General features: G+C 32.5%; 25 protein-coding genes and 1 tRNA gene. 11 read left to right on the forward strand and 15 right to left on the reverse strand.

The features are described 5' to 3' along the window. Nucleotides 1-90 precede the first annotated feature (90 nt). Entirely contained in the window at nt 91-813 is a 723-nt protein-coding gene (locus Q0772_RS10195; RefSeq protein WP_298343913.1) for a DUF3307 domain-containing protein, read from the reverse strand. Beyond that, nucleotides 807-1,409, reverse strand: coding sequence for a SatD family protein (locus Q0772_RS10200; RefSeq protein WP_298343916.1), 603 nt, complete (start codon nt 1,407-1,409; stop codon nt 807-809). Before Q0772_RS10200 ends, Q0772_RS10195 begins: the two co-directional genes overlap by 7 nt. Nucleotides 1,410-1,668: 259 nt before the next feature. Between Q0772_RS10200 and mscL the strand changes: the two genes are divergently transcribed. From mscL to Q0772_RS10215, 3 genes are read left to right on the forward strand one after another with little or no spacing between them, the layout of a single operon-like run. After that, complete coding sequence (mscL, locus tag Q0772_RS10205) at nt 1,669-2,112, forward strand: large conductance mechanosensitive channel protein MscL (RefSeq protein WP_298343919.1); 444 nt, start codon at nt 1,669-1,671, stop codon at nt 2,110-2,112. Nucleotides 2,113-2,114: 2 nt separating this feature from the next. After that, nucleotides 2,115-2,270: a hypothetical protein gene (locus Q0772_RS10210; RefSeq protein WP_298343922.1), complete on the forward strand. Its 156-nt coding sequence runs from the start codon at nt 2,115-2,117 to the stop codon at nt 2,268-2,270. Between the two features lie 49 nt (nt 2,271-2,319). Next, nucleotides 2,320-3,219, forward strand: coding sequence for a DUF2167 domain-containing protein (locus Q0772_RS10215; protein WP_298343924.1), 900 nt, complete (start codon nt 2,320-2,322; stop codon nt 3,217-3,219). 50 nt (nt 3,220-3,269) lie between these two features. Here Q0772_RS10215 and Q0772_RS10220 read toward each other — a convergent pair whose 3' ends face one another. Then, nucleotides 3,270-3,929 (reverse strand): HAD family phosphatase, encoded by a 660-nt coding sequence (locus Q0772_RS10220; RefSeq protein ID WP_298343927.1) that lies wholly within the window; start codon nt 3,927-3,929, stop codon nt 3,270-3,272. Between the two features lie 92 nt (nt 3,930-4,021). On the opposite strand from Q0772_RS10220, the gene rlmF reads away from it, so the two are divergent. Beyond that, a complete protein-coding gene (gene rlmF, locus Q0772_RS10225; RefSeq protein WP_298344635.1) occupies nt 4,022-4,900 on the forward strand; it encodes a 23S rRNA (adenine(1618)-N(6))-methyltransferase RlmF in 879 nt (292 codons plus the stop codon). Nucleotides 4,901-4,966: 66 nt separating this feature from the next. Here the strand turns inward: rlmF and Q0772_RS10230 are convergent, their stop codons facing one another. Beyond that, entirely contained in the window at nt 4,967-5,653 is a 687-nt protein-coding gene (locus Q0772_RS10230; RefSeq protein WP_298343930.1) for a DUF2490 domain-containing protein, read from the reverse strand. Nucleotides 5,654-5,698: 45 nt separating this feature from the next. Continuing rightward, nucleotides 5,699-7,540, reverse strand: a complete 1,842-nt coding sequence (locus Q0772_RS10235; protein ID WP_298343933.1) for an SLC13 family permease — start codon at nt 7,538-7,540, stop codon at nt 5,699-5,701. 275 nt (nt 7,541-7,815) lie between these two features. On the opposite strand from Q0772_RS10235, the gene bshB1 reads away from it, so the two are divergent. From bshB1 to Q0772_RS10250, 3 genes are all read left to right on the forward strand, one after another. Next, nucleotides 7,816-8,532 (forward strand): bacillithiol biosynthesis deacetylase BshB1, encoded by a 717-nt coding sequence (gene bshB1, locus Q0772_RS10240; RefSeq protein ID WP_298343936.1) that lies wholly within the window; start codon nt 7,816-7,818, stop codon nt 8,530-8,532. Nucleotides 8,533-8,625: 93 nt separating this feature from the next. Next, a tRNA-His gene (locus Q0772_RS10245) sits at nt 8,626-8,699 on the forward strand. An 88-nt stretch (nt 8,700-8,787) separates the two neighbouring features. Then, nucleotides 8,788-8,913 carry a hypothetical protein gene (locus Q0772_RS10250; protein ID WP_298343939.1) on the forward strand — a complete coding sequence of 42 codons (126 nt, stop codon included), beginning with the start codon at nt 8,788-8,790 and terminating at the stop codon, nt 8,911-8,913. Nucleotides 8,914-9,155: 242 nt separating this feature from the next. Here the strand turns inward: Q0772_RS10250 and Q0772_RS10255 are convergent, their stop codons facing one another. The 4 genes from Q0772_RS10255 to Q0772_RS10270 form a co-directional block, all read right to left on the reverse strand. Beyond that, nucleotides 9,156-10,169: a M28 family metallopeptidase gene (locus Q0772_RS10255; protein WP_298343941.1), complete on the reverse strand. Its 1,014-nt coding sequence runs from the start codon at nt 10,167-10,169 to the stop codon at nt 9,156-9,158. 64 nt (nt 10,170-10,233) lie between these two features. Continuing rightward, entirely contained in the window at nt 10,234-11,286 is a 1,053-nt protein-coding gene (locus Q0772_RS10260; protein ID WP_298343944.1) for a M28 family peptidase, read from the reverse strand. Nucleotides 11,287-11,413: 127 nt separating this feature from the next. Next, on the reverse strand, nt 11,414-11,779 hold the full coding sequence (locus Q0772_RS10265) for an FUSC family protein (protein ID WP_298343947.1): 366 nt from the start codon (nt 11,777-11,779) through the stop codon (nt 11,414-11,416). A 12-nt stretch (nt 11,780-11,791) separates the two neighbouring features. After that, nucleotides 11,792-12,550 carry a DUF3108 domain-containing protein gene (locus tag Q0772_RS10270; protein ID WP_298343949.1) on the reverse strand — a complete coding sequence of 253 codons (759 nt, stop codon included), beginning with the start codon at nt 12,548-12,550 and terminating at the stop codon, nt 11,792-11,794. A 177-nt stretch (nt 12,551-12,727) separates the two neighbouring features. On the opposite strand from Q0772_RS10270, the gene Q0772_RS10275 reads away from it, so the two are divergent. Then, nucleotides 12,728-13,570 carry a universal stress protein gene (locus Q0772_RS10275; RefSeq protein WP_298343951.1) on the forward strand — a complete coding sequence of 281 codons (843 nt, stop codon included), beginning with the start codon at nt 12,728-12,730 and terminating at the stop codon, nt 13,568-13,570. A 37-nt stretch (nt 13,571-13,607) separates the two neighbouring features. After that, complete coding sequence (locus Q0772_RS10280; RefSeq protein ID WP_298343954.1) at nt 13,608-14,075, forward strand: hypothetical protein; 468 nt, start codon at nt 13,608-13,610, stop codon at nt 14,073-14,075. Here the strand turns inward: Q0772_RS10280 and Q0772_RS10285 are convergent, their stop codons facing one another. The 3 genes from Q0772_RS10285 to Q0772_RS10295 form a co-directional block, all read right to left on the reverse strand. Next, nucleotides 14,076-17,531, reverse strand: a complete 3,456-nt coding sequence (locus Q0772_RS10285) for a 4Fe-4S binding protein (protein WP_298343957.1) — start codon at nt 17,529-17,531, stop codon at nt 14,076-14,078. Between the two features lie 86 nt (nt 17,532-17,617). Beyond that, complete coding sequence (locus Q0772_RS10290) at nt 17,618-18,172, reverse strand: OsmC family protein (protein WP_109353067.1); 555 nt, start codon at nt 18,170-18,172, stop codon at nt 17,618-17,620. A gap of 178 nt (nt 18,173-18,350) precedes the next feature. Beyond that, entirely contained in the window at nt 18,351-20,183 is a 1,833-nt protein-coding gene (locus Q0772_RS10295) for a sigma 54-interacting transcriptional regulator (RefSeq protein WP_298343964.1), read from the reverse strand. 122 nt (nt 20,184-20,305) lie between these two features. On the opposite strand from Q0772_RS10295, the gene Q0772_RS10300 reads away from it, so the two are divergent. Further along, nucleotides 20,306-22,345, forward strand: a complete 2,040-nt coding sequence (locus Q0772_RS10300; RefSeq protein WP_298343966.1) for an adenylate/guanylate cyclase domain-containing protein — start codon at nt 20,306-20,308, stop codon at nt 22,343-22,345. Between the two features lie 73 nt (nt 22,346-22,418). Then, nucleotides 22,419-22,757 carry a DUF4870 domain-containing protein gene (locus Q0772_RS10305; protein ID WP_298343969.1) on the forward strand — a complete coding sequence of 113 codons (339 nt, stop codon included), beginning with the start codon at nt 22,419-22,421 and terminating at the stop codon, nt 22,755-22,757. Between the two features lie 500 nt (nt 22,758-23,257). Here the strand turns inward: Q0772_RS10305 and Q0772_RS10310 are convergent, their stop codons facing one another. From Q0772_RS10310 to dnaN, 3 genes are all read right to left on the reverse strand, one after another. Further along, nucleotides 23,258-23,542 carry a DUF2188 domain-containing protein gene (locus tag Q0772_RS10310; RefSeq protein ID WP_298343971.1) on the reverse strand — a complete coding sequence of 95 codons (285 nt, stop codon included), beginning with the start codon at nt 23,540-23,542 and terminating at the stop codon, nt 23,258-23,260. A 191-nt stretch (nt 23,543-23,733) separates the two neighbouring features. Next, the gene (locus tag Q0772_RS10315; protein WP_298343974.1) at nt 23,734-24,252 is read right to left on the reverse strand and encodes a hypothetical protein; all 519 of its coding nucleotides are present in this window, start codon (nt 24,250-24,252) and stop codon (nt 23,734-23,736) included. Between the two features lie 413 nt (nt 24,253-24,665). Continuing rightward, the gene (gene dnaN / locus Q0772_RS10320; protein WP_298343977.1) at nt 24,666-25,784 is read right to left on the reverse strand and encodes a DNA polymerase III subunit beta; all 1,119 of its coding nucleotides are present in this window, start codon (nt 25,782-25,784) and stop codon (nt 24,666-24,668) included. Nucleotides 25,785-25,796: the final 12 nt, after the last annotated feature.

Here is a 25,796-nt window from a genome sequence, read left to right on the forward strand (position 1 = left end):
AATTCTAAGGACTTGTAGCGAAATACATAAATTCAAAAAAATAAAACAGAAATGTATGAATAAAAGCTCCAAGCCTTCATAACGCCCAAATTATTGTTCTATTAAACTTGAAATGTACTCGTAACCTAAGCCAAATGAGATGGCTAAGCCAAAGCTGATTAAAGTGCCAATTAAGATGTACTCGGTGAGTTTACGGTCTTTGGCTTTAGATAAATCGCTGAAGCGGAAAACGGATTTAGCGGTTATTAGAAAACCTACGCCTTCCCAATGATTTGTGATGATGAACATGAACACAAAAAGACGCTCTAGTATGCCAATATAAGCACCGGCATCTTCGAGGGTGGTGTCTTTGTTGTATTCTGATAAATCCCATTTTGATATAATGGTTCGCATGATTATGGACGAGGCTTTTGTAACGCCTAATATACAGGTTAAAAATAGTAGAGTTTTGGGGGTGAAAAGTTGTGTGATACTAACGGTGTAAGGCTGATAAATTTTGACAACTAAAGCAATAATGATGAGGTGTGCGAGTTGATCAAGTCCAAATAATAACCGAGGATTCATTCGTGTGTTTAAATGTAGTTTTACTACATCGATAATATAATGTGAAACAGGTATTATGATTAATAGCAACCAGTATTGAAAATTGAACTGCAATACTACAACAAGCGCCACAATGTGTATTAAAATATGCCAATACAGGTACTTGGATTTATGTTTATGGGTTTCTTTGTGTTGTACCCATGTGTAGGGTTGAAACAAAAAATCGCCTATGGTGTGGGCAAGTACAAGTTTTATAGCTAAAGCTAACATAAGGATTGTATTTGGGTTTGATAATAGTGTAATAATTTTGTTATCTCATCATAACCAGCTCTTTTTAAACCTTGGCTAATGTTACCTTGTGTACGATTTAAAATTTCTGCTATTTGGTTTTGCTTTAAATCGGGGTTTTCTAATGTTGTTTTCACTAAAATTGCAGATTTACTAGACCAATTGTTTATAGTTAATTGCGCTAAGTCTAGCATGATGTTTATAGCGGTATCAAACGGCTCAAAAGATGATTTTATAGCTAGTGTTGTTTTGTCAAGATTTTCAAAACACTCGCCAGAATTTACAAACGCACTTCCGTTTGATTCTGTAATATTTTCAGATTGGTATGTTTTTTCACCAATACCAATAGCTAAACGCACATCTAAATCGTTAAAACGTTTTATAGTTGCTTTTATTAGTAGGCATGTAAGTAATGCTTGCTCTGGTGTGACTTCTAGTTGAAAACTATCGCCTCTATACACTTCCCATGTTTGTGGGGTTTTCCCAAAACTATTAAGCACAGACTTTAATGCCTCTAACCAATGTTTTGGAGAGCTTTTTTTAGAGTTTATAATATCACCTGTGATGATGCTTGTCATACTATTACGTAAAATATAACATCAAATGTATAGATATTTATCTAAAACACCAAAAATATTAACTAAAAAGCTAATAATTAAAAATATTAGTTAATTGAATAATAATGTATAATATTAGTATTTAAGATAATAATTTTATTTATTATTGAATGTAATGATAATGTTTATTGTAGATAAAACTTTTTTCTGCAGGAAGCCAGTTATACATAGTATTTCAATACAATATCTTTACATTTGAAAAACATAAATACTGATAGCAATGAAATTATTTAAAGAGTTTAAAGAATTTGCCGTAAAAGGAAATATGATGGATATGGCAATAGGTATTATTATTGGTGCAGCATTCAATAAAGTTATTGATGTTTTAGTAAAAAAAGTGATGCTGCCGCCATTGTCTTTACTTACGGATGGGGTAAATTTTCAGAATAAGAAAATAATTTTGCAAGAAGCCACCAAACAAACCGATGGTTCCATTCTTACTGAAGAAGTTGCCATCGGTTATGGGGCACTAGCTGAAGCGTTTTTAGATTTTATGATTATTGGTTTAACCGTATTTATTGTAGTTAAGTTTATGAATAGGCTTAAGAAAAAAGCACAAGATACAAACGACGTTACCGTTGCAACACCTAAGGATATTGAATTACTATCACAGCTTACAGAACTAATGGAAGAACAAAATGCCTTACTTAAAGCAAAACAATAAATATGGCAAAAAAAGGTAGGGAAAAAAACACGAAAAATAAGGCGAAGCATTCTAAACTAATGGCACAGAAGAAGAATAAAAAGAAATCTGATGTTGCACTTAGGAAGAAGAGATTGAAGCAGATTATAGAAAAAATGAAAGAAAATACAGGTGATTAAAAATAAAAAGTATTTTTAGCATTACAAACCATAACTAATTATACTCAAAATGATGAATAAAATTACTCTAGCGCTATTATTGTTTTTTTCTATTCAAATAAATGCGCAACAAGAAACGGATACTTTATCCTTTGATTTAGAAACCTACCAAAAAGCTTTAGATAGCATTAATAATACATTTACTTATCAACGTGGGGAAGTAAACCTTCATAATGGTTTAGCTACCCTTCATGTACCAGAGGGATTTAAGTTTTTGGATAGTGAGCAAAGTAAATATGTATTAACTGATTTATGGGGAAACCCACCAAGTGAGACAATTGGATTATTATTCCCAGAGGATATGACGCCAATGCATGATAATTTTACTTATGCTGTTGAAATTGAATATTCTGAAGAAGGTTATATTGAAGACGAAGATGCAGAAGATTTAGATTATGATGACTTGCTAGAGGAGATGCAGGGAGATATTAAAGCATCTAACCCAGAGCGCTCAGCTCAAGGTTATCCAACTATGGAGTTGGTAGGTTGGGCATCGCAACCCTATTATGATCAGGAGAATAAAAAGCTACACTGGGCTAAGGAATTGAAGTTTGAGGATACAGAGATAAATACGCTTAACTATAACATTCGTGTACTTGGGCGAAAAGGATATTTGAATTTAAATGCTATTGGAGATATAAATATGTTAAGCACATTTAATGCCGACAGAGATAATATTTTACATAGTGTAGAATTTACTCCAGGAAACCGTTATTCTGATTTTAATCCAGATATTGATAAAGTAGCAGCTTATGGAATAGGGGGATTAATAGCAGGGAAAATTTTAGCTAAAGCTGGCTTTTTTGCTTTAATTTTAAAATTCTGGAAGTTTATTGCTATTGGGGCTGTAGCTTTATTTAGTGGCTTTAGAAAGAAACTGTTTGGAGGTGACAAGAGTGATGATGCTTAAGTATAATACAACTTAAAAAATTAAAAAAGGAATGTGAAAACGTACCTTTTTTAATTTAAAAGATTAACCGCTTTATCAAAGTAAATATCTTTAAAATCTGTAATAACAGTATTCGCTTTTGAGTAGTCTTGGTTCTTTGAATGAAAACTATCAAACCCCACACAATAAATGCCTGCAGCCTTCGCAGCTTCAACACCATTTGTTGAGTCTTCGATAACGATACACTCTTCTTTTGAAAAACCAGTAGCTTCAGCAGCTTTAATAAAAATTTCTGGATGAGGTTTTGATTGCTTTAAATCGCCACCACTTAATTTTGCTACAAAATATTGGTTTAAATCAAAACGATCAAAAATTTGATTGATACTGGTCATAGCAGCTGAAGAGGCAAGTACTAATGTTAATCCGTTATTATAATAGTTTTTTATCAAATCTAGTACACCATCAATAAGCCCTAAATCAGAATTGCTATCAAAAAATTGTTTGTAATGCTTACGTTTTAAAGCTACTAAAGTTTCAGGTGCTTCCTTAAGATCAAAATGGTCACATAAGCGTTTGCAAATATTTATGGTGGATTGCCCTGTGAAAGATTCGTAAAGTTCTGAAGAAACGTCAATACCAACTTCATCAAACATATCATGGTAGGCTTTATTGTGCATAGGTTCACTATCAATAATAACACCATCCATATCAAAAATAACCGCTTTTAGCATTTGTAATTTTTTTTGCGAATATATAAGAATTGAAAGAAACGTACTAAAAATCTATTTTGTAGTTTTGAATACTTATTAAAGGATTTAAAAAAATTAAAACACATACAAGTTTCCATCCAAATAACAAGCATAAATCAGGATATGATTTAGATACTTTGTGTAGCGTATTTACAGATTTAATACCTTTTGTTTTTGAAAATAAATACGAAACAAAAACGATTGATTTTGCTAACCCCAAAGCTGTTAAAGCACTAAACACAGCTTTGTTGTTTAAAGATTATAATATTAAGTTTTGGGAGTTTCCAGATGCTAATTTATGTCCGCCAATCCCAGGGCGTGTAGATTATATTCATCATGTAGCTGATTTGCTAAAGACGTCAAAAATTACAGATAATTTAAATGTTTTAGACGTTGGTACGGGGGCAAGTTGTATCTATCCTATTTTAGGAGTATCAGAATATAATTGGCGTTTTGTTGCAACCGATATTGATAAAACCTCATTAAAATCTGCTCAGAAAATCATCGATAAAAACAACTTAAAGAATCGTATTGAATTACGCCATCAAAAAGAGCTGTCTCAAATTTTTAAAGGTGTTTTAAATCAAGAAGATTGTTTTTCGGTGTCTATTTGTAACCCACCATTTTATAAATCAGAGGCTGATGCTTTAGAAGCGACGACTAGAAAGTTAAAAGGTCTAAATAAGGCAAGTTATAAATTGGTTAGAAACTTCTCTGGAACTCAAAATGAATTATGGTATAAAGGTGGAGAAAAAGCATTTATTCATAATTACCTTTATGAAAGCTCATTATTTAAGGAGCAATGTGTTTGGTTTACAATCTTAGTTTCAAAAAAAGATTTGGTAAAAGGTATGTACACGTCTTTGAAGAAATTAGGAGCGACAAGTATTAAGACTATTAATATGGGGCAAGGGAATAAAGTGTCAAGAATTATAGCTTGGTCTTTTCAATGAAAAAGTGCTAAAACTACATTATTTGTAGCTTTCGCACTTTCTCTAGTAAACATAACAAACAAACTACTAATTTTCTTTTTTCTTTCTTAAATCCATTTTATAAAACAAACCTAGTTGCAGCCTATGAAGACTTAGTTTTTTTATAGCTCTGTTCAGATAACCAACTTGAATATTTACAGATTTTGAAGCATTAATACCCAAAGCAGTATAAAAACGATTCTCTGAAAAGGCATCTACTTTTTTAGATCCAATAGTTGTGAGGTACTCATTGTGAATACGTAAGAATAGGGTTTTATTAAGCTCTATTTTAGTGCCAAGTCTATAACGTAGTCTATTGTGTGTAACATCAGGACCTGATTTATTGAGGAAACGTTGCTCAATTCTAAACCTATGATCAATTGGAAGTTTAAATAGCTTATGCTTATATCCAACCTGCTCAGATAAACGATTTTCAAAAGTATGTGGTTTATTGGTTTCAAAACCACTATCAATATCTGCAAATCCGTAAGCTATTGAAGTCGTTACTTTAGGTGTAAGCTTATAGTTTAATGACAGGTTGTATAAAATGAAGTTAAAATTATCTGCTACTTCGTAGTCCCAAGCTTGAACTAAAGTACTAAAACTAACTTTGTCAGAAACTTTGTGGTTGCCAACAAAAGTGAACCAAGACCCTAATTTATCCTCTACTGGAGCCTGAGAAAATGATGTGTTGATATTAATAACTAAGATTAATATTATAATGTAATATTTCATTTGTAGGTAATTTTAAAGTAGTAAAACCTTCTTTTTTAATCTTATTTAAAATGGCCAAATTATAGGTACAAGTATTAATGTAATAATGAAAAACAAGAGTAAAAGAGGTGCACCTACTTTTAAGTAGTTCATAAATTTATATCCCCCGGCCGTCATAACCATTGCATTTGTAGTAGTGCCAATAGGCGTTAAAAATGCTGTTGATGCACTAATAGCAACTACAATCATAAATGGAGCAGGAGACAGGTTGAGTGAGTTAGCTGCAAGAATTGCAATTGGAGCCATTAACACAGCTGTGGCAGAGTTGTTAATAACCTGACTAAATGTTGTAGTTAATAAAAACACGCAACCCAATAATAAAATGGGGTGTATAGCGCCTAAATAATCAACCAATGCATTTGCTATAAGTTGTGCAGTTCCTGTTTTTTGGAGTGCAATACCCATAGGTATCATTGCTGCTATCATAACAACGCTTGTCCAACTAATCCCTTTATAAGCTTTAGAAATTGGAACACAACCTGTTAGTAATACAACACCAGCAGAAATTAAAGCAGCCATAGCACCAGGGACAATTTTGAAAACCATAAAGATTATCATTAAAATCAATGCTCCTAGTGCGATAAATGATTTATAACTGAGATTTTCAACATTCTTAGCCATTCCTTCAGGACTACCAATAATCACTAAATTTTCATGTTGTTTTTTTAAGTCTTCAATATCTTCCCAAGTACCTCTTATTAGAAAAGCATCTCCGGATTTTACAGTAATTTCTTTATCTAATATGGGCTGTCTATTTCTAGAGGCTGCTAATAGTTGTATGCCAAATCGTTTAAAGTAATCACCTAGTTTGTAATGCCTTCCTACTAGCATAGAGTTGGGGTTAACAATAACTTCGGTCATACCCACCTCTTGATTAATAAGATTGTTTTTGAGCTCATCTGCAATAGGTTCTAGAGGTAAAAGACCTAGCCTGAATGTTATCATCATTTTATTAATGGCTTCTGTATCTCCTTTTACTGTGATAATATCATGGTATAAAAACTCAGTATTTGGGTCAGGAAACTCTATAAAACTGGGGACTTTTTTCAATAAACTAGGATGCCTTCTTCTTATACGTATAATAGAAATATCATATTTTTTCTCAAACTGCCATTTTTGAATTTTTGTATTTAAGAGTGGAGAAATTGAACGCACACGTAATCGATAGTAACCACTATCTACTTTATAAGCTTCAATCCAATTATGCAGAGTAGATTCAATATTTACAGGTTTGTTATTAGTTTTGTTTTTTGGTAAAAGTTTATAACCAATATATCTAAAGTATAGTAATGCAATTATAAGTAACGGCAAACCAATTAAAGCAAATTCAAAGAATGAAAACCCTTCAAAACCAGCTTCAACTAAAGCATTACTAGCAATAATATTTGGAGGTGTTCCGGTAAGGGTTAGAAGGCCACCAGTATTAGAACCAAAAGCAACAGGCATTAGCATTTTAGAAGGCAATGTGCCTATACTCCAAGCAGATGAAATGGTTAGTGGCATAAGTGTAGCTACAGTACCAGTATTACTTACAAAACCAGATAAAATACCAGCGCCAAAAGTAATAATTACAAGTAGCTTGGGTACACTTTTACCTGCCCATTCTACAAATTTCTTACCAGCAAGTGCTGTCCAACCTGTTTGTGCTATGCCTTCACCTATAATAAATAAAGCGGCAATCATAATCACAGTTGGGTTACTAAAACCACTTAAAGTTTCAGTAGCATCTAAAATCCCTGTTAAGAATAAACTCAACATAGAAATAAGGGCAACAATATCAGGTGTAAACTTTCCCCAAACAAAGAGACCAATGGTAATAACTAAAATGGTTAGCATTAAATAGATCATATCTTGTAATTCTTTAGTAGCTTTAGCACAATGTTTACTATGCTTGTTAATTATGATGTAAAATTACCGTTGAATACTGCTAATTATTATGACGAAAGTCATGCTTTAAATTAATGCTTGATTTTTCAAGAATTATTATATTTAATAGGTGAAAAATGAAGAATGTTTCAGCGAATACGTTTTCGTTGTATGAAGTTTTAAGGTATTCTATATTTTGAATGAATTGTGTAGTTTATTTTTTGTGTAAATCATTAATAAAAAATTAAAATTATTGTATGAAATTAGATGTTTTAGCTTTTGGAGCACACCCTGATGATGTTGAACTAGGTTGTGGTGGAACTATTGCAAAGGAAGTAGCTCAAGGAAAAAAAATTGGTATAATAGATTTAACAAGAGGTGAGTTAGGAACCAGAGGCACTGCCGAAACTAGGGATGAAGAAGCATTTAATGCGGCAAAAATTCTAGGTGTTAGTTTACGAACCAATATGAAGTTTAATGATGGTTTTTTTATAAATGATAAAGTGCATCAGTTAGCTATTATTAAAATGATAAGAAAGTATCAACCCGAGATAATACTTTGTAATGCCATTGATGATAGGCACATCGATCATGGAAAAGGAAGTGAACTAGTCAGTGATGCTTGTTTTTTAAGTGGATTACTTAAAATTGAAACTAAAGAAGACGGTATTTTGCAGAAACCTTGGCGACCAAAACAGGTTTATCATTACATACAATGGAAAAATTTGGAACCAGATATAGTTATCGATGTTTCTGGGTTTGTAGATAAAAAAATGGAAGCTGTATTAGCCTATAAAACACAATTTTATGATGCTAATAGTAAAGAGCCTCAAACACCAATATCCAGTAAAAATTTTACTGATAGTATTGTTTATAGAGCTAGAGATCTAGGGCGATTAGTAGGTGTTGAATATGCTGAAGGCTTCACAGTTGAACGTTACCCAGCAGTAGATAGTTTATTTGATTTGAAATAGTTATAAAAACTTAATCAAAATATTAAAAAAGTCTTTGTAATAAAGATTGAAAACAATTACATTTGCACACGCATTACAAAATGCATTTACACGGTGGTTGTAGCTCAGTTGGTTAGAGCATTGGTTTGTGGTACCAAGGGTCGTGGGTTCGAATCCCATCATCCACCCAAAAGTAAAAGCCTTTCAAGAGATTGAAAGGCTTTTTTTGTAAAAAATTTTATTTTAGATGTTATGAGATTTACAAAAATGGCTTTGATGCTTTTAGTTTTTTTATGCTTTAGTTGCCCTTCAGATGATTCTGTTGAAGAGGATATTGAGCCCAAAGCAGTTACTTACGAACTTTTAAGTTTTGTTTTTACACAACAAACTGACAACAACTAAGATGCATTATCTTATGAAATAGAATTTTTTAACCCTAATCCTTTTGATGTAAAGGGGTTTCCTCAAGTTACTATTAGCATTGGAGGAGGAGCAACGGCTACAAATTCACCAAACGAAAAATGCAGAATTATTGAAGCTAATAGTTCATGCATTCTTTCCTATAGTGTTATAGATGATAATCCTTTATTGTTTCCTACAGAACCTCTAGAATTTGTTTCTGCAGATTATATTTTGGAATAAGTTTAGTCTAGTTTAATGCGTTCGTCTCTATTTGCTAGTTCCCAAGCGGTATGGAAAATAAGTCTTGTACGAGTTTCTAAAAATTCATAGTTTATTTTATCTGGAGTATCAGAAGGTCTGTGATAGTCTGCATGAGTTCCATTAAAATAAAATATCACAGGTATATTGTTCTTCGCAAAATTATAGTGGTCTGAACGGTAGTAGAATCGGTTGGGGTCGTTATCATCATTATAAGTATAATCAAATTCTAAATTAAAATACTTTTCGTTTACCGCTTCAGATACATCATGTAATTCTTTACTTAGTTTATCGGCACCAATAAGATAAAGATAGTTTTTTTCAGATTCTTTGTGTTTTGAATCTACTCGACCAATCATATCGATATTTAAATTAGCAACCGTATTTTTTAAAGGAAATATAGGATCTTCATCAGCATAGTAACGTGAACCATAAAGACCTATTTCTTCTCCAGTTACATGAAGAAAAACAATGGAACGTTTTGGTCCATTTCCATCTTTTTCAGCTTTTTTAAATGCCTCAGCAATTTCTAAAATAGCCACTGTTCCAGAGCCATCATCATCAGCTCCGTTGTTAATGTCTCCATTTTTATCAATACCTATATGGTCTAAATGAGCAGAAATAATAATAACTTCATCAGGCTTTTCACGTCCTTTAATGTAGGCAACTACGTTTTCCGAATCCTTTATGCCGCTTCTAAAATAGCTGGAAGGAATTTCTTGAAAATAGTCACCATCAGCAATTGGAGAAGGGATGTTATTTGCTACGTAATGATTTTTTATAAACTCAATAGCTTTCTTTTGTCCAGGTTCACCAGTTTTTCTTCCTTCAAATTCATCTGAAGCATAGGCGTAAAGCATATCTTTAAGTTCTTCTGAAGTAATGGAAGCTGAATATCCTTTAATATTAACCTCTTTCCCATTTTTGTTTTTATTTTGAGAGGAACTACAAGATGATAAAAAGAGAGTTACGCAAAATAGAAGTACAAAATTTTTCATAAGTCTAAAATTTTAATATCTGCTATATTACGAAATTGAACTTATAGATGACGTAAAATTGAGTCTATTTTAACAGTTCATTGTTTTTATCAATAGCCAGACGATGTTCTTGATTTGCTATTTGCCATAAGGTTGCAAAAATGAGCTTGATGCGTCTTTCTAATAATGGATAATCAATTTTATCTGCTGTATCACTTACTTGGTGGTAATCATCATGCTCACCGTTAAAATAAAAAATTACAGGGATGTTATGATAGGCAAAATTATAATGGTCAGAACGTTCATAATAGTCATTAATATCACCTTCGTCGTTAAACCGGTAGTCTAAATCAATATTAAAAAATTGATTATTTACTTTTTCCGAAATGTAATGTAACTCTTTACTTAACCTATCAGAACCAATCAAATATAAATAATCCCTGTTGTTTAAATGAAATTTATCAACCCTACCAATCATATCAATATTGAGGTTCGCAATAGTATTTTCAAGAGGAAAAACGGGATGAAGTGTGTAAAATTCCGAACCTCTTTTTCCAATCTCTTCAGCGGTAAGATGAAGGAATAAAATACTACGTTTTGGCTTGTATCCATTATTTGCTGCTAGCTTAAAAGCTTGCGCCATTTCCATTAGAGCGACCGTTCCAGAACCATCGTCATCAGCACCATTAAATATTACACCATCTTTAGAAATACCCAGGTGATCCAAATGAGCAGAGAGAATAATAACGTCTTCGGGATATTCTGAGCCTTCAATATAGGCTAAAACATTTTCAGAATTTTTATATTTTTTATTAAAAAAATTAGAGGAAATAGTTTGATAATAATTTGAGTCTCCGTAGGGGGATGGAATATCCTCGTTTTGATAATAGGTCTTTAAGAATTTAGCTGCCAGTTTTTGACCTGGTTCTCCAACTCGTCTTCCTAGAAATTCATTTGAAGAAAATTGGTATAGATGTTTTTTTAATTCTTCTACGGTTATTGTATTTGCATATTTTAAAACAGCTGTTGTGTCTACTAGTTCTATACTATCTTTAACATCTTGTATTTTTGCCGTATATTTTTTTGAGGCACAAGTGCCAATCAAGGCAAATAATGAGAGAATATAAAAGGTTTTCATGTATAATTAAGCAATTATTAATTACATGTAACTATAACCAAATCATTTCCTTAGGGAGGGGAATTATCAGTCTTTTAGTTTCATTTTAATTAACAACAAATATAAACAAATTATAAGACGAAATTACTTACTCTTCAAATGAAATATCTTCTAATTCTGATTCATCAATCTCAATATCAAGCTCTTCTAATTCTTGAATTGATTCTTCTTCTAGTTTTTGCTCTGTAGCTTTAATAGCATCTGTATCAGTAACTTTAGTTTCTGTAAATATAGATTTATAGGTAGTAAGTAAAAGCGCTGCAATGGTTAAAAGGAAAGAAAACTGAATGATTTTTTTAACTTTTCCTGTTTTTTTTGATATGTAAAAAGCTATTAATCCAAAAATTAATGCGGCAATAGCTGGAAATATAGATAAGTTTGATATTGGCAAAACAGCAAGAATAATAGCAAGAATAGATGCAATTAATGCCAGAATAGTGAATAATTTTTTCATCTTAAAACAAATTTAATTCTTTAAACCACTAGCAGATTTTATTTTTAATTCTCCAGTTCCAACAGGAATTTTAAATTTTCCATAAACAGGAATTTTATTTTCATCTGCACTTAACCATAATGTTGCATTTACAGTGTTTGAATTAACAGAGCCTAATGCTAATTTATAACACGTTTTCTTTCCTAATGCTGTAGAAATGGATTCTTTACCTAAGTAAGTTACTTTGGCTTTTACTTCTTCACGGTCAAATAAAATGGTAAATACTTTGCTTGTACCAGAACTTAAATTTGCCAAATCAAAAGTTCTTAAAGTATAAAGTGTTGATATAATATCTTTTGTGTCAGATTTAATGGGAACTGTTTTTTTCTGATTCCAATTACTCTTTTTCTTAGTCTGTACTGTTTTTACTGTTTTGGTTTTATGGCTAAATGTATATTTAACACTTTTTTGGTACCCACCTTCATTTATATCTCTGTTGTACAAATATGGTTTAAGGCTTTTCGGGCTTACATAGCTTTCATATAAGTCTCTTATTTTAAAAAAGTTATCCCATTTACTGTAGGTGGTTGCTTTACATTTTAAGCGTAACAAAGTAGCTTTAGAAGTCTTAACAACACTTGTTTCCATGGTGATTTCAGCTAAATCGTTTAAAATGCCAGACATGTTATAGGAAGCTGTATAGGTTAGTTTTTCACCAAAACCAATAGCATTGTTTTGAGCTGAAAGTGAAATAGAAACAAGAAAAAGCAGACAAAAGTAAATACGTCTCATAAAATAGTGTTTTTGGTTATAACGTACCATTAATCATTTATTGTGCCGAAAATACAATGCTTAAAACTATTATGCTAATAATTATTCATATTGTATAGCCTATGTTTTACTGATTTATGTCATAGTATTTGCATAAATATAGGTGTAAGTTTACTAGATAAACTAAACTTTGAAACCGTGAAGAATATATTATTACCAACTGATTTCTCTAAAAACTCAATGAATGCCATTTGTTACGCAATTGAGTTTTTGAAAAATCAAGAATGTAACTTTCATATATTGAATGTTCAGAAAGCATCTTCATTTATTACAGACGATATGATGGTAGTTAATTCATCTACAACTATTTATAAGACACTAATAGATGCTGCGAAAAAGTCAATTGATAATATTATTACAACATTGAACGACGAGTTTAAAAATAGTAATCATAAATTTCATCCTATTGTTGATTATGATAATTTTATAGACTCCATTAACCAAGCTTGTAAAAAATATAGTATAGATCTAATAATTATGGGTACTAAAGGAGCGTCAGGTTTAGGAAAAGTGCTTTTTGGTAGTAATACCGTTCGTGTTATGCAGCGCTGTAACGTTCCAGTATTAGCCATACCTGACGGGTGCAAGTTTAAAAAAATAGTAAATCTTGCTTTCGCAACTACAAACTCAAAACAATTTAATCAAGAAGAATTAGAAGTTTTAAATGAAATACAAATATTAAATAAAGCCTCAGTACAAATTTTGCACCTTGCAGACCAAAACCATTTGGTTTATGATGCCCATGATAATGTCGACTTTCTAAGCAACAACTTCTTAAATGCAAAGCACGAATTTATTGATACTCCAAGTGATGATATGTATCATGTTGTGCATGATTACATTGAAAAAAATAATATTAACATGCTAGCAATTATGAATAAAAGACACTCGTTTCTAGAGCGTCTTTTTAAAACACATACCGTGGAACGATTTGCTTTTAAAATTGATATTCCGCTATTGGTTATGCAAATAAACATTTAAACACCACAAATAGAATAAGCAGTAAAAACTCTAAATAATGAAAATCGTCCTAAAGCTCACAGTCCTTATTGTTTTATTATTCACAAGTTGTAATAATACTAAAAACCAAGTATCGTATGCAACTGCCAATAATAATATTGAAAATGATACCATTCACCAAGGTAAAATACTCATGGAAACCTATTGCTATACCTGTCATGATGCGACAACAGTTGAAGATAAACGTGTCGCACCACCCATGATTGCCATAAAAAAACACTATATGTTTAAAGATACCTCAAAAGAAGAATTTATAACGAGTATTCAAAACTGGATTAAAAACCCAAACGAAAAAGATTCAAAAATGTATGGTGCAGTAAGGCGTTTTGGAATCATGCAAAAAATGCCTTACTCAAAAGAAAATATCCAAAAAATTGCTGATTATATATATGATAATGAAATAGAAGAACCAGAATGGTTTGATGATCATTTTAGGCAAAGGGCAATGAACAAGGAAACTAATTAACTATTTAATTTTTTTTATTTGATTAATTTTGGATCTAAGCATAACAGGTAAAGAAGCTATAAATAAATATTTGGCAAACCGTTTGTCTACTTGTTTTTGAATTTCTTTTACGAATAGATTAAAGTGTTTTCCGTCTTTCTTGAATAGTTTAGAAAAACGTTTTTCAAGTTCTAAATATTCTTGAATTTTAATATTAGGTCTTTTTGAATCTAATTGTAAAGTATTTAAGCTTTTTTCAGCTCTCCTAGGGTCATTTCTGTATAATAACCATTGCCCTGAATCTACTGCAGCCTTATGATATTTGCTAGGTTGTTTCATATCAATACCATGAGAATTGCTGTGACAATAAGCTATAATTATTGAAGGGCCACCAAAACTTTCAGCTTCATTAAAGGTGCGTAAAGTTTGTTCTTGGTTTGCTCCAATAGCAACTGAGGCCACATAAACATTATCATAAGTCATAGCCAAAAGACCCAAATCTTTCTTCTGTTTTTGTTTCCCGTTGAAAGCAAATTTTGCTTCGGCTCCAACAGGTGTTGCTTTTGAGGCTTGTGCACCCGTGTTATCATAAACTTCGTTGTCTAAAACCAAGATATTTACATTTTCTCCTGAAGCGATAACGTGGTCTAAACCTCCATATCCAATATCATATGCCCAACCATCTCCACCAACAATCCAAACACTTTTTTTAACTAAATTATCCGAAATATTTAAAAGTTGTTTCGCTTCGTTTGAATTCAATTTTAATAATTCTTTATTTAGTAATTCAATATTTTTTCGCTGTTTTGCTATTTCTAATTCTGTAGTTTGTTCAGTATTCAAAATAGCTTCAACTAAATCTGGGTTTAATTCAGGTTTTAGCTTTTTTAATATATATGTTGCTTGTTTTTCTTGTTGGTTTAAAGACATTCTGAAGCCTAAACCAAACTCTGCGTTATCTTCAAATAATGAATTTGACCATGCTGGACCTTGTCCGTCTTCATTTTTAGCCCAAGGTGTTGTGGGTAAAGCGCCTCCAAAAATTGAACTGGCTCCGGTTGCATTTGCTATTAATAACCTGTCTCCGAATAATTGAGACATCAATTTTAGATAAGGCGCTTCTCCACAACCTTCAACACCACTTGAATATTTAAATAAAGGTTCTTGTAATTGTTGCTGACTTACTTTTGAAACATCAATTTTTGTTCTGTCAAATTCTGGAATAGTTTCAAAGTAGTTCCAGTTTTTATTTTCATCCTTTTTATCATTTTTGTCAACCAAGGTTAAAGCTTTTACAGAACAAGCATCAACACAATTATTACATCCATTACATTGTTCTGGGTTAATCTGAATCGTGTAATTCATCAAATGAAAATCTTCAGAAATGATATGTTTAAAAGTTTTTGGAGCATCGTTTAGATAAGCATCGTCATACACTTTAATTCTAAGTGCAGCTTGAGGGCAAGCCATACTACAAGCACCGCATTGTGTACATAAATCTGTATTCCAATTTGGTAAATACGTGCTATTTTGAATTGGGTTAAATTGTGATGTGTTTGTTGGATATGTGCCATCAATAGGTAATAGACTAACAGGTACATCATTCCCTTTTTTTGCTAATAATTTACCTAAAAGGCTTTCGTTAAACGTATTGTCAAATGTTACAGGTTCTTCTGTTGTTATGCTTTCTGCAGAAGTGTTTACTTTATATATAAACCCATTTAAATCGATGCTATTTTCATCATAAAGTAAATCCTTTTTGATTGCTAAAAAGCAAGCGTGAAATTCAGAAATTTTTATGTCCTTTAAAACGTGATTTGCTTTTAATTCTTCAATGTTTACAACAAACACATTGATTTGTTTTTCATTGATTAGCTTTTGATTCTTAACCGATAACGACTGCCAAAAAGCTTTAGACGTTTGCGAAGTGTTAATTAAAAGTGTTCCCCTAAATTTTAATTTGTGTAATGTGTTGTCGTTTAAAGTGAAGTTTACATTTTGACAGCCAATAAAATCAGCTTCTTCTATTAAATATGGTGCTTTAATTGGTGTGTTGCTAATTCTTAAATGAGCTGTGTTATATGAGTTTGATTTTTTATAATCACATTGCGTGTAGCCTTGAACAAAGGTGTTTTCTTTGTTACCTATAAGTTTCAAAGTATTTGAAAAACTATCATTTTCTGTTTTTTCTTGATAGAAAATAGCTTCGTACAAGTTGTTTTTTATTTTAATGGTTTTTGAAAAATCTAAGCTTAAATTTTTCACATCATCATTGATGCCAATTGTGAAATTGTTTTTAGGTTGTTCTTCTTTTAGATTATTGAAAATAGCATTAACCATAGATGGTGTAAATTCTTTTGAAGACAAGCCATAACGTCCACCAACTATTTTAGGAAAGCTAGATAGTCTGTTTTTTTGAAAAGCTTCAGAAATAGATTGAAGCACGTCTAAATATAAAGGTTCTCCTGTAGAACCTGGTTCTTTAGTTTTGTCTAATACAGCAATTGATTTTACTGATTTAGGTAAAGCCTGAACTAAATGTTTTGTACTAAAAGGTCTAAATAATCTAACTTTTATAAGTCCGTATTTTTCGCCTTTTTCGTTAAGTTGATTGATGGTTGTTTCAATAGTTTCTGTTGAAGATGCCATTGAAATAATGAGGTGTTCTGCTTCAGGATGTCCAACATAATCAAAAAGCTTATAGTGTCTTCCTGTTAGTGAAGCGAAACTATCCATTGTTTTTTGAACGATTTCTGGACAGATATCATAAAAGGGATTGATGGCTTCTCTACTTTGGAAAAATACATCAGCACCTTGTGATGTGCCTCTTAAAACAGGTTTGTTAGGGTTTAAAGCTCTGTCTTTATGGCTCTTTATTTTATTTTGGTCTATTAAAGATTGAATAACACCATCTGGAATTAATTTAATTGTATTGATTTCATGAGAGGTTCTAAAGCCATCAAAAAAGTGCACAAAAGGAATTGAAGATTCCAAAGAAGCCGCTTGAGAAATTAAAGCAAAATCGTGAGCTTCTTGAACTGATGCACTACCTAGCATCGCATAACCAGATTGACGAACCGCCATAATATCACTATGATCTCCAAAAATGGATAACGCATGAGTAGCAATACTTCTTGTGGCAACATGTATGACATTTGGAGTAAGTTCTCCAGCAATTTTGTACATATTTGGCAGCATCAATAATAACCCTTGGGATGCTGTAAATGTTGATGATAAACTTCCTGTTTGTAACGCACCATGCATTGCGCCTGCAACACCAGCTTCACTTTGCATTTGAAAAACAGAAGTCGAGCTTCCAAAAGCATTTGACTTTTGTTCTGCATGCCATTGTTCAACTAGTTCACTCATTTCTGAGGCTGGTGTAATGGGGTAAATGGGGAATACCTCATTAGTTTTATAAGCAATTTGTGCCACGGCTTGATTTGCGTTTATGACGCTGTGAGTGGAAGTTTTCATTTTGTGGTGGTGTGTGAAATGAAGTTTTGAAATAAAAAATGGCTACTCCTAATAGTTTTCGAGTAGCCATTTTTTAAAGGTGCTTACTACTGCTTTACAATTTCAATTGAAATTGGAGTAGGGTTGCTAATCATGTCAAATACAGGAGAGAACTTAGCAAAGTTTTCTAATTGTTCTGCAGTGGCATCAGATTTTACATTTAATCTGAATTTGATACCGTCAAATCCCATACGTACTTCAGGATCTAATCCTAAGAATCCGTGTAAATCAGCATTACCTTGGATGCTAGATTCTGCACCTTCAATATCAACGCCGTTAGCTGCTGCATGATAAACCATAGCTCCAGTTAAGCATGAGCTTAATGCGTGTAATAATACCTCTGGTGGTGTAGCAGCTTCATCAGCTCCTAATAATACTTGTGGGTGGCTACATTCCATTGTGAATGTTTCTTCACGAGTAGAATCTTCTTGTCCTGCACCATAAAAGCTTTTGATACTAGATACACAATGTCCGCCATCAATCCAGTTGTTTTTAGCTCTGAATTCAAATTTTGCTAATTCTGGCTGTTCTTGAATGTGGTTGATAGTTTCAACTAATTGATCTACGTTTACTCCGTTTTTTACATTTGCTGTTGTAATCATTTTTTCTAATTTTAAATTGTTAAACATTATTGTTTGGTTGGTATTATGCTAATGGCATGCCAAACATTTTAATCAATTGAAAATCATATAATTACATGGTTTTTAGGCATAATTAAATGTTACGATAATTCGAATATTAACGAAATATCGTGATTAGATTTATGAAATGTCGTAAGTTTTAAATCGGACGTTCTATTTTCAGCGCCTTAATTCTAGAGGCCAATGTAGTAGGAGGTAAGTCTAATAAAGAAGCGGCACCATTAGCACCAGATATTTTCCATTTGGTTTGCCTTAATGCTTTCAGGATATTTTCTTTTTCCAAAGCCACTAACTCTTTTGAGGTTAGTATTTTTTCTTGAGGGGCTTCTTTTTGAATTTCAGTAATATCTGTATTATTGGGTATAATAGCTTGCCAATTAATAGCTCCGTTTTGCGATACAATAACGGCACGTTCAATTAAATTTTGAAGCTCTCTAACATTCCCTGGCCATTCATAGTTACTTAACAAAGCTTTGTCGTTATCAGATAAAGCCAGAATTTGTTTATTCAGTTTTTTAGAAAACTGCTGTATCATTTCTTCGGCAATTAAACAAATATCGTTTCCGCGTTCTTTTAAAGCAGGCACGTTAATAGGAAATACATTCAATCGATAATACAAATCTTCTCTGAATTTACCTTCTTTAGAAAATTCAAAAAGATTTCTGTGTGAAGCGGCAATAATACGAACATCAACTTTAATAGTTTCAGAACTACCAACAGGATCAAACTCGCCTTCTTGTATAACGCGAAGTAGCTTGGGTTGCAATTCCAAAGGCATTTCTCCAATTTCATCTAAAAATATAGTGCCTCTATCCGCTAATAAAAAACGTCCTTTTCTATCTACTGTTGCTCCTGTAAATGCCCCTTTTTTGTGACCGAACAATTCACTTTCAATAAGATTTGCAGGAATCGCGCCGCAGTTAATCCTGATTAAAGGTTTGTCATTTCTATTACTTTCTTTATGAATAGCACGAGCAACCAACTCTTTTCCAGTTCCGGTTTCGCCATGTATTAAAACGGTAGCATCAGTTTTTGCAACTTGATGAATAAGGTTTAATGCCTCTTTCATCTTTTTGTTTTCAGCTATTATCCCATAACTGCTGGTAAGCTCTTGGATTTCTTCTTCTAAATATTGCGTTTGTTTTGTGAGTAAACTTATTTTATCCTCAGCAATTAATCGCTCTTCAATATTTCTTAAAATAAGGGTGTAAAATGGATTAGTATCAGAACCATATTTGCTAATGGTACCTTCGTTTAAAGTTTCTGTATCTCCAGAACCTATTACTTTAACAACATCTGGAAGGTATGTATTAACGGCTTTATTGTTATCCTCAGATTTTACGATACCTTTAATAATATCAGCACTTTCGTCATCAAAAAAGAATAAAACGTTACGTTGTAACACATCATCATTTTCTAATAACTTATTGGCAGAAGGATTGGTAAGAATAATTTTAAAATCGTTACCAAACATAATAATAGCGTCCATAGCACCATTAATAAGGCCGCTTAATTTCCCATTAGCATTTTCAATTTCAATTTTTGAAGATGCTAAGCGCTCCTGAATGGTATCAAGATCACGATGCCGTTTTATCATTACCGATAAAATCCCTTGAGCAAAACCGCTATCATCTTGAAGCAAGTCAAGAAAATGGTCGCGTTCAATTTTTAAAACCTTGGTTTTTTCTAAAGCAGTAACTGATGCAGAACGTGTTTCATTATCTATCAAAGCATATTCCCCAAAACAATCCCCTTTAGATAAGGTATCATAAACATAGGTTTTATCATGAATTTTTACCGAACCTTCCAAAACCGCATACATAGAATTGCCAATGGTATTCTTTTCAAAAATCACTTCATTCTTAATGTATGTTTCTTCGGTAATGTGTTCAGATAAATGACGAAGCGACTCATTAGAAATTTCAGAAAAAAAAGGAATTTCAGATAAAAATTGAATACTATTTTTGTCCACTATGTTAATAATCAATTTGGTTATTCAAGCTAAAGATATTAATTATTTTTAGTAGAATAATTTTAAACCTTACTGATTAAAGATATTTAATTAATTTAGTAGCACCTAATGCTATTATTAAAATGTCAACCAACCGTCATCTAGCAGCTATTATGTTTACTGATATTGAGGGGTACACCTCATTAATGCAGCATAATGAAAAGGAGGCTGTACAAATGCGAGAGCGTCATAGAAATACTTTTGAAATGACGACCGAGGCATACAATGGTAAAATCATTCAATATTTTGGCGATGGTACACTAAGTACTTTTAAAAGCACCGTAGAGGCGGTAGATTGCGCCATAGAATTACAAAAAGCATTTCTTGAAGACCCTAAAATCCCAATTCGGATTGGAATCCATGTAGGCGATATTATTCATTCTAAAGATGATATTATTGGAGACGCTGTAAATGTGGCTTCAAGAATAGAATCTTGTGCGGTATCTGGAAGCATTTTAATTTCAGATAAAGTTCACGATCAAATTAGAAGTCATAAACATATAAAAACAACGTTTTTAGACGCTTATGAGTTAAAAAATGTTGAAGATGCTATGCCATTATTTGCTATTTCAAATGATGGGTTAGTGGTGCCTAAGCCAGAAGAGGTTAAGGGTAAATTAAAAACGTTACCAAATAATAGTGAAAAAAACATTTCAAAAAAGAAGGCTTTAATTTTAGCAATAACCGCATTTGTAGTTTTATTATCTGCGTTAATAGTATACCAAAACTTTAAAGAAAAAGCTGAAATTTCTAACGACCTATCTATAGCTGTTTTGCCTTTTGATAATTTAAGTACAGATGATGATGCGGAATTTTTTAGGGATGGTATCACAGAAGATATCTTAACCCAATTATCAAAACTAAAAGACTTACGCGTTATTTCAAGAACCTCGGTAATGCAATATAAAAACACCGAAAAAACAATTCCAGAAATAGCCGAAGAATTGGGTGTGTCTTATATTTTGGAGGGTAGTATTAGAAAGTACGGCGATGATGTTAGAATAACAGCACAATTGATTGATGCTGTAACAGACGAGCATTTGTGGGCAGAAAACTATGATAAAACCTTAACTAATATTTTCAGTTTACAAACCGAGGTTTCTGAAGAAATTGTTGATGCCTTAGAACTTAATTTGTCTTTTGAAGAACAACAAGGGTTAGCCATTGTGCCAACAAAAAATATTGAAGCCTATAAGTTGTTTTTAGAAGGTAGAAATGAAGCCGATAAGCGCAATAAAGAAAGTTTAGCAAAAAGCATTGTGTTTTATAAAGAGGCTATTGCTTTAGATCCTGATTATGCAGAAGCTTACGCAGAAATTGCCAATTCTATTTATTTAGAAACCTATTATTCTGATAGAAACGTTAAAGAAGCCTCAGAATTATCGGCAAGTTATTTAGAAAAAGCAGAAGCTATTAATGATAAAGTATCAAGAATTTACTCCGTAAGAGGACTTATTAATAATTTTCAAGGTAATCAAGAAGCTGCCGATGCTGCCTTTAAAAAAGCCATTGCACTTTCTCCCAACGATTTAACGGCAAGACATCAGTACTCTACATTTTTTATGTATACCAATCAAACTAAAAAGCAGTTAGAGCAAGCAGAAATTGCTTATAGATTAGATCCTTTATCCTTCCCAACAGCCAACAGTTATTTTAGAGCGTTAATGACGAATTACGAGTATCAAAGAGCAGAAACACTACTCAATAAAATTCAAGAATTACACGGTAGTAGTAATCAATTGGTTGTAGATCGTGCGTATTTTAATTTATATTTAGATCAAGATAAGTTTGATAAAGCCATCCCACATTTAGAAGATATTGTAAAAACAAAAGATGTTTTCAATCGCTTCTTGGGCTATTGTTATGTAAAAGTAGGCGACACGCTTTCAGGTTACAGAATACTAGATTCCATAAGAAAAAATGCGTACCGCACAGAAAAAAGCCATCAACTCGCCGTCGTTTTTTCAGCCTTAAAAGAAACCGATAGTGTTTTATTTCATTTAGATACTATAAGGAATAAGCAAACTAGAACTTTTCGCAGAGAAAGTAAATCATTCTTTAAGTATTTAAAAGACAATCCAGATTACCAGAAAATCCTAAAAGATCACGGCATCCAAAATTAATATTTCCCCACTCAAGGTGTAACATTTCAAACTTATATGCGTCATATAAGTATCAATCAATAAATCAATCATCATGAGACAAGACAATCAATTATTAGTCATCACGCATTTAAGTCAGTTAATCACTTTGGTTACTGGTTTTGGTAGTTTATTATTACCGCTAGTGCTATGGCTTACACAAAAAGAAAAAGTGTATCAAATGGATACCCATGGAAAAAACATTATAAACTTCCAGTTAAGTTTAATCGTGTATTGCCTCATCTGTATTCCGTTAATATTATTATTCGGTTTAGGCCTTTTAGGTTTTGTTATTTTAGGCGTTATATCAGTAGTATTCCCTATTGTAAATGCCATAAGAGCAAGCCGAGGCGAAGCACCAACATATCCTTTATCTCTTAATTTTATTAGTTAGTGAATTCCCGTGTAGACGGGAATCTTTTAAGGCAAATTCCTTAATCGATTTACGAGATAAACCAAAGCGCTCACTTTTAGTGGGCGTTTTTTTTAGTAAAACTTAACTTTAAATAAAAACGACTTGTCACATTGAGCGCAGTCGAAATGTCTTGGAAAGTAGAAAACCTAAGAGGTTTCGACTGCGCTCAACCTGACAATAATTATTATCACAAATCCCAATTCTTGTGCTCAACTTGTTTCAGTATCAATCGGGAGATTTGTTTTAATGTTTTGGGCGTTACCTCAAAAAGGGTCAGACTTTTATTCATGCATTTCTATTTTAAATTTTTGAATTCATGAACATAAATGTTTCGTTATATCTTTTTAAAACGTCATAGTGAGTCCGAGAGGACGTAACTATCTGTCAAATTCTAGTTGCTTCAAAAATTTATAGTTTCCAGCTTTTAAAAAGGATGCCACTGCAATCCTTAACGCAGAAAGCACGTTTCCATTTAAGCATTAGTCATAATTAATACGCTCACGTATCCCTCCACTGGCGTGATGGATAATCACATCAGCATTACGGCGTTTAGCTATCGTTTTGGCTTTGTTTATAGCTGTACTTTGCTTTCGGTGTTTAGAGGTAATACGTTTATTACCCTCACGTCGTACAGCCCAACCATCTTCGTAAGGCACAACATGTTGGTGCCACGTTCTAGGTTTCTTATTAGCACTTTTAAAATAAGCGTCAATAAGGTCTTTTAAAACATAAATCCAAGAGGTTGGTTTATTTGTTTTTTGCATAGGCTGCTAATTAAAAACTTAAAAGATTGTTTGTTTTTAGGGACAGGTTCGTTTAACGGTCTCGTATAACCGTCAGTTACGGGTTAATATGCGTTAATTTTCGGTTTGGCACAGACGTTAGCAATTCCGAGTGGATTCGGACGTAGTCGAATCCGCCGTAATTGCGGTTATACATTGTTACCATACGTTTTTTATTCTATCATTTTTTTTAACTCAACGATATCTTTTTTAGCATATTTAATATGACAAGATCTATCTCCACAATAAATATAAGGGTCGGAATGTCCTAAATATTTTTTTTCTCTTTTTGATACTTTTTTTGCATAAATCAAATATTCCTTATCTAAAACTAACAATGGAGAAGTACTGCTATAAATTCTTGCAAATATTTTAATATGTTTCTTGTTTTTTCCTTTAAAAAGTTTAGAAACTTCAAAAACATACCAGTACTTTTGAATTGGTTGGAAATCTGTTGGCCCATTTTCATCAATATCAGATGATTCAAGAGTCTCTTTTCGTATAATTTCTATAACTTTTCCAGTGAATACATATTCAGATTTTTCAAATTCATCTGAAATTGTTGGAATATCAACTATTCCTGGGTATCCTAGACATAATCTTTTGGAATGAATACTGTCGATTACCTCCCTTTTTCTTTGTCCGTAACCAAGAAAAGAAATCAGTAATATTATTAATGTAATGTTCTTCATCTAATGTATGGTAATGTTCCGCGGATATGCGTCGTTTTAATGACTTATATCCGACGTTAAACGAAGTTAGCTAATTTTTCTGACAAAGTCAACTATAACAATACATTCTTAAAAATCAATTCTAAATACTCACCAACTTAGATAAACCAATCCAAGATTTAGAGACATTGACTTAGCAGATTAGCCCGCGTTAGGGATAGAAGAGGAAAGCCCACAGCCCGACGTAGGAGGTGCGAGGACTTGTAACGGATAGTCCGACCCCTTGTGGGTAACGCCCAAATTAGTATTAATAGAACAGCACTTTTTTTATCATTAATATAAACGTTGCGCCTTAGCGACTTTGCGAGACAAAAAAAGCAGCAATCTATTTGAGATTACTGCTTATATTATGAGATTCCTGCCTTCGCAGGAATTTAATTGTTTAACATTACTGGCATGACCAACATGGTTACTTGTTCGCCATCATCTAAACCATCTACAGGTGTTAAAATACCTGCTCTGTTGGGCATGCTCATTTCTAACTGTACATCATTGGCATTGAGGTTATTCAGCATCTCAGTTAAAAAACGCGAGTTAAAACCTATTTGCATATCGTCACCTTGGTAATCACAAGTTAAACGCTCTTCGGCTTTATTGCTGTAATCGATATCTTCTGCCGAAATATTTAATTCTGCACCTGCAATTTTTAAGCGTATTTGGTGTGTGGTTTTGTTAGAGAAAATACTAACACGACGCACAGAATTTAAAAACTGGTTTCTATCAATAACTAATTTATTTGGGTTCTCTTTCGGGATTACCGCTTCGTAGTTTGGATATTTTCCGTCTATCAATCGACAAATCAACTCAGAGTTTTCAAATGTAAATTTAGCATTACTATCATTATACTCAATGGTTACATCGTCTTCACTAGCAGCTAGAATACCTTTTAAAAGATTTAAAGGTTTTTTGGGCATAATAAATTCTGCCACTTGGTTGGCTTTTACATCTTCACGCGTGTATTTTACTAGCTTATGTGCATCTGTTGCTACAAAAGTTAAGCCTTCTGTAGAAAATTGAAAAAACACACCACTCATTACGGGGCGTAAATCATCATTTCCAGCAGCAAAAATAGTTTTGCTAATAGCGGTTGCTAATACATCACCAGTTACAACAGTTTTACTTGGGTCCTCAAGCGCTACAGCCTTCGGGAATTCAGCACCATCTGCATAAGCTAGAGCATATTTACCGTGGTTAGAGCTTATTTCTACTGTATTATTGTCTTCGACAACAAAAGTTAAGGGTTGCTCTGGGAAGGTTTTTAAAGTATCTAATAACAAGCGAGCAGGAATAGCAACGCTTCCTTCACTATCACTTTCAACATCTAAAGTTGATGCCATAGTGGTTTCTAAATCACTGGCCGAAACAGTTAGTTTACTGTTATCTAATTCAAATAAAAAATTATCTAAAATAGGTAAGGTGTTCGAGCTATTAATAACGCCACCTAAAACCTGTAATTGTTTTAATAAATAAGTACTGGATACTATAAATTTCATGAAACCTGCTTC

The organism is uncultured Algibacter sp. (assembly GCF_947490405.1).
Classification (GTDB): domain Bacteria; phylum Bacteroidota; class Bacteroidia; order Flavobacteriales; family Flavobacteriaceae; genus Algibacter_B.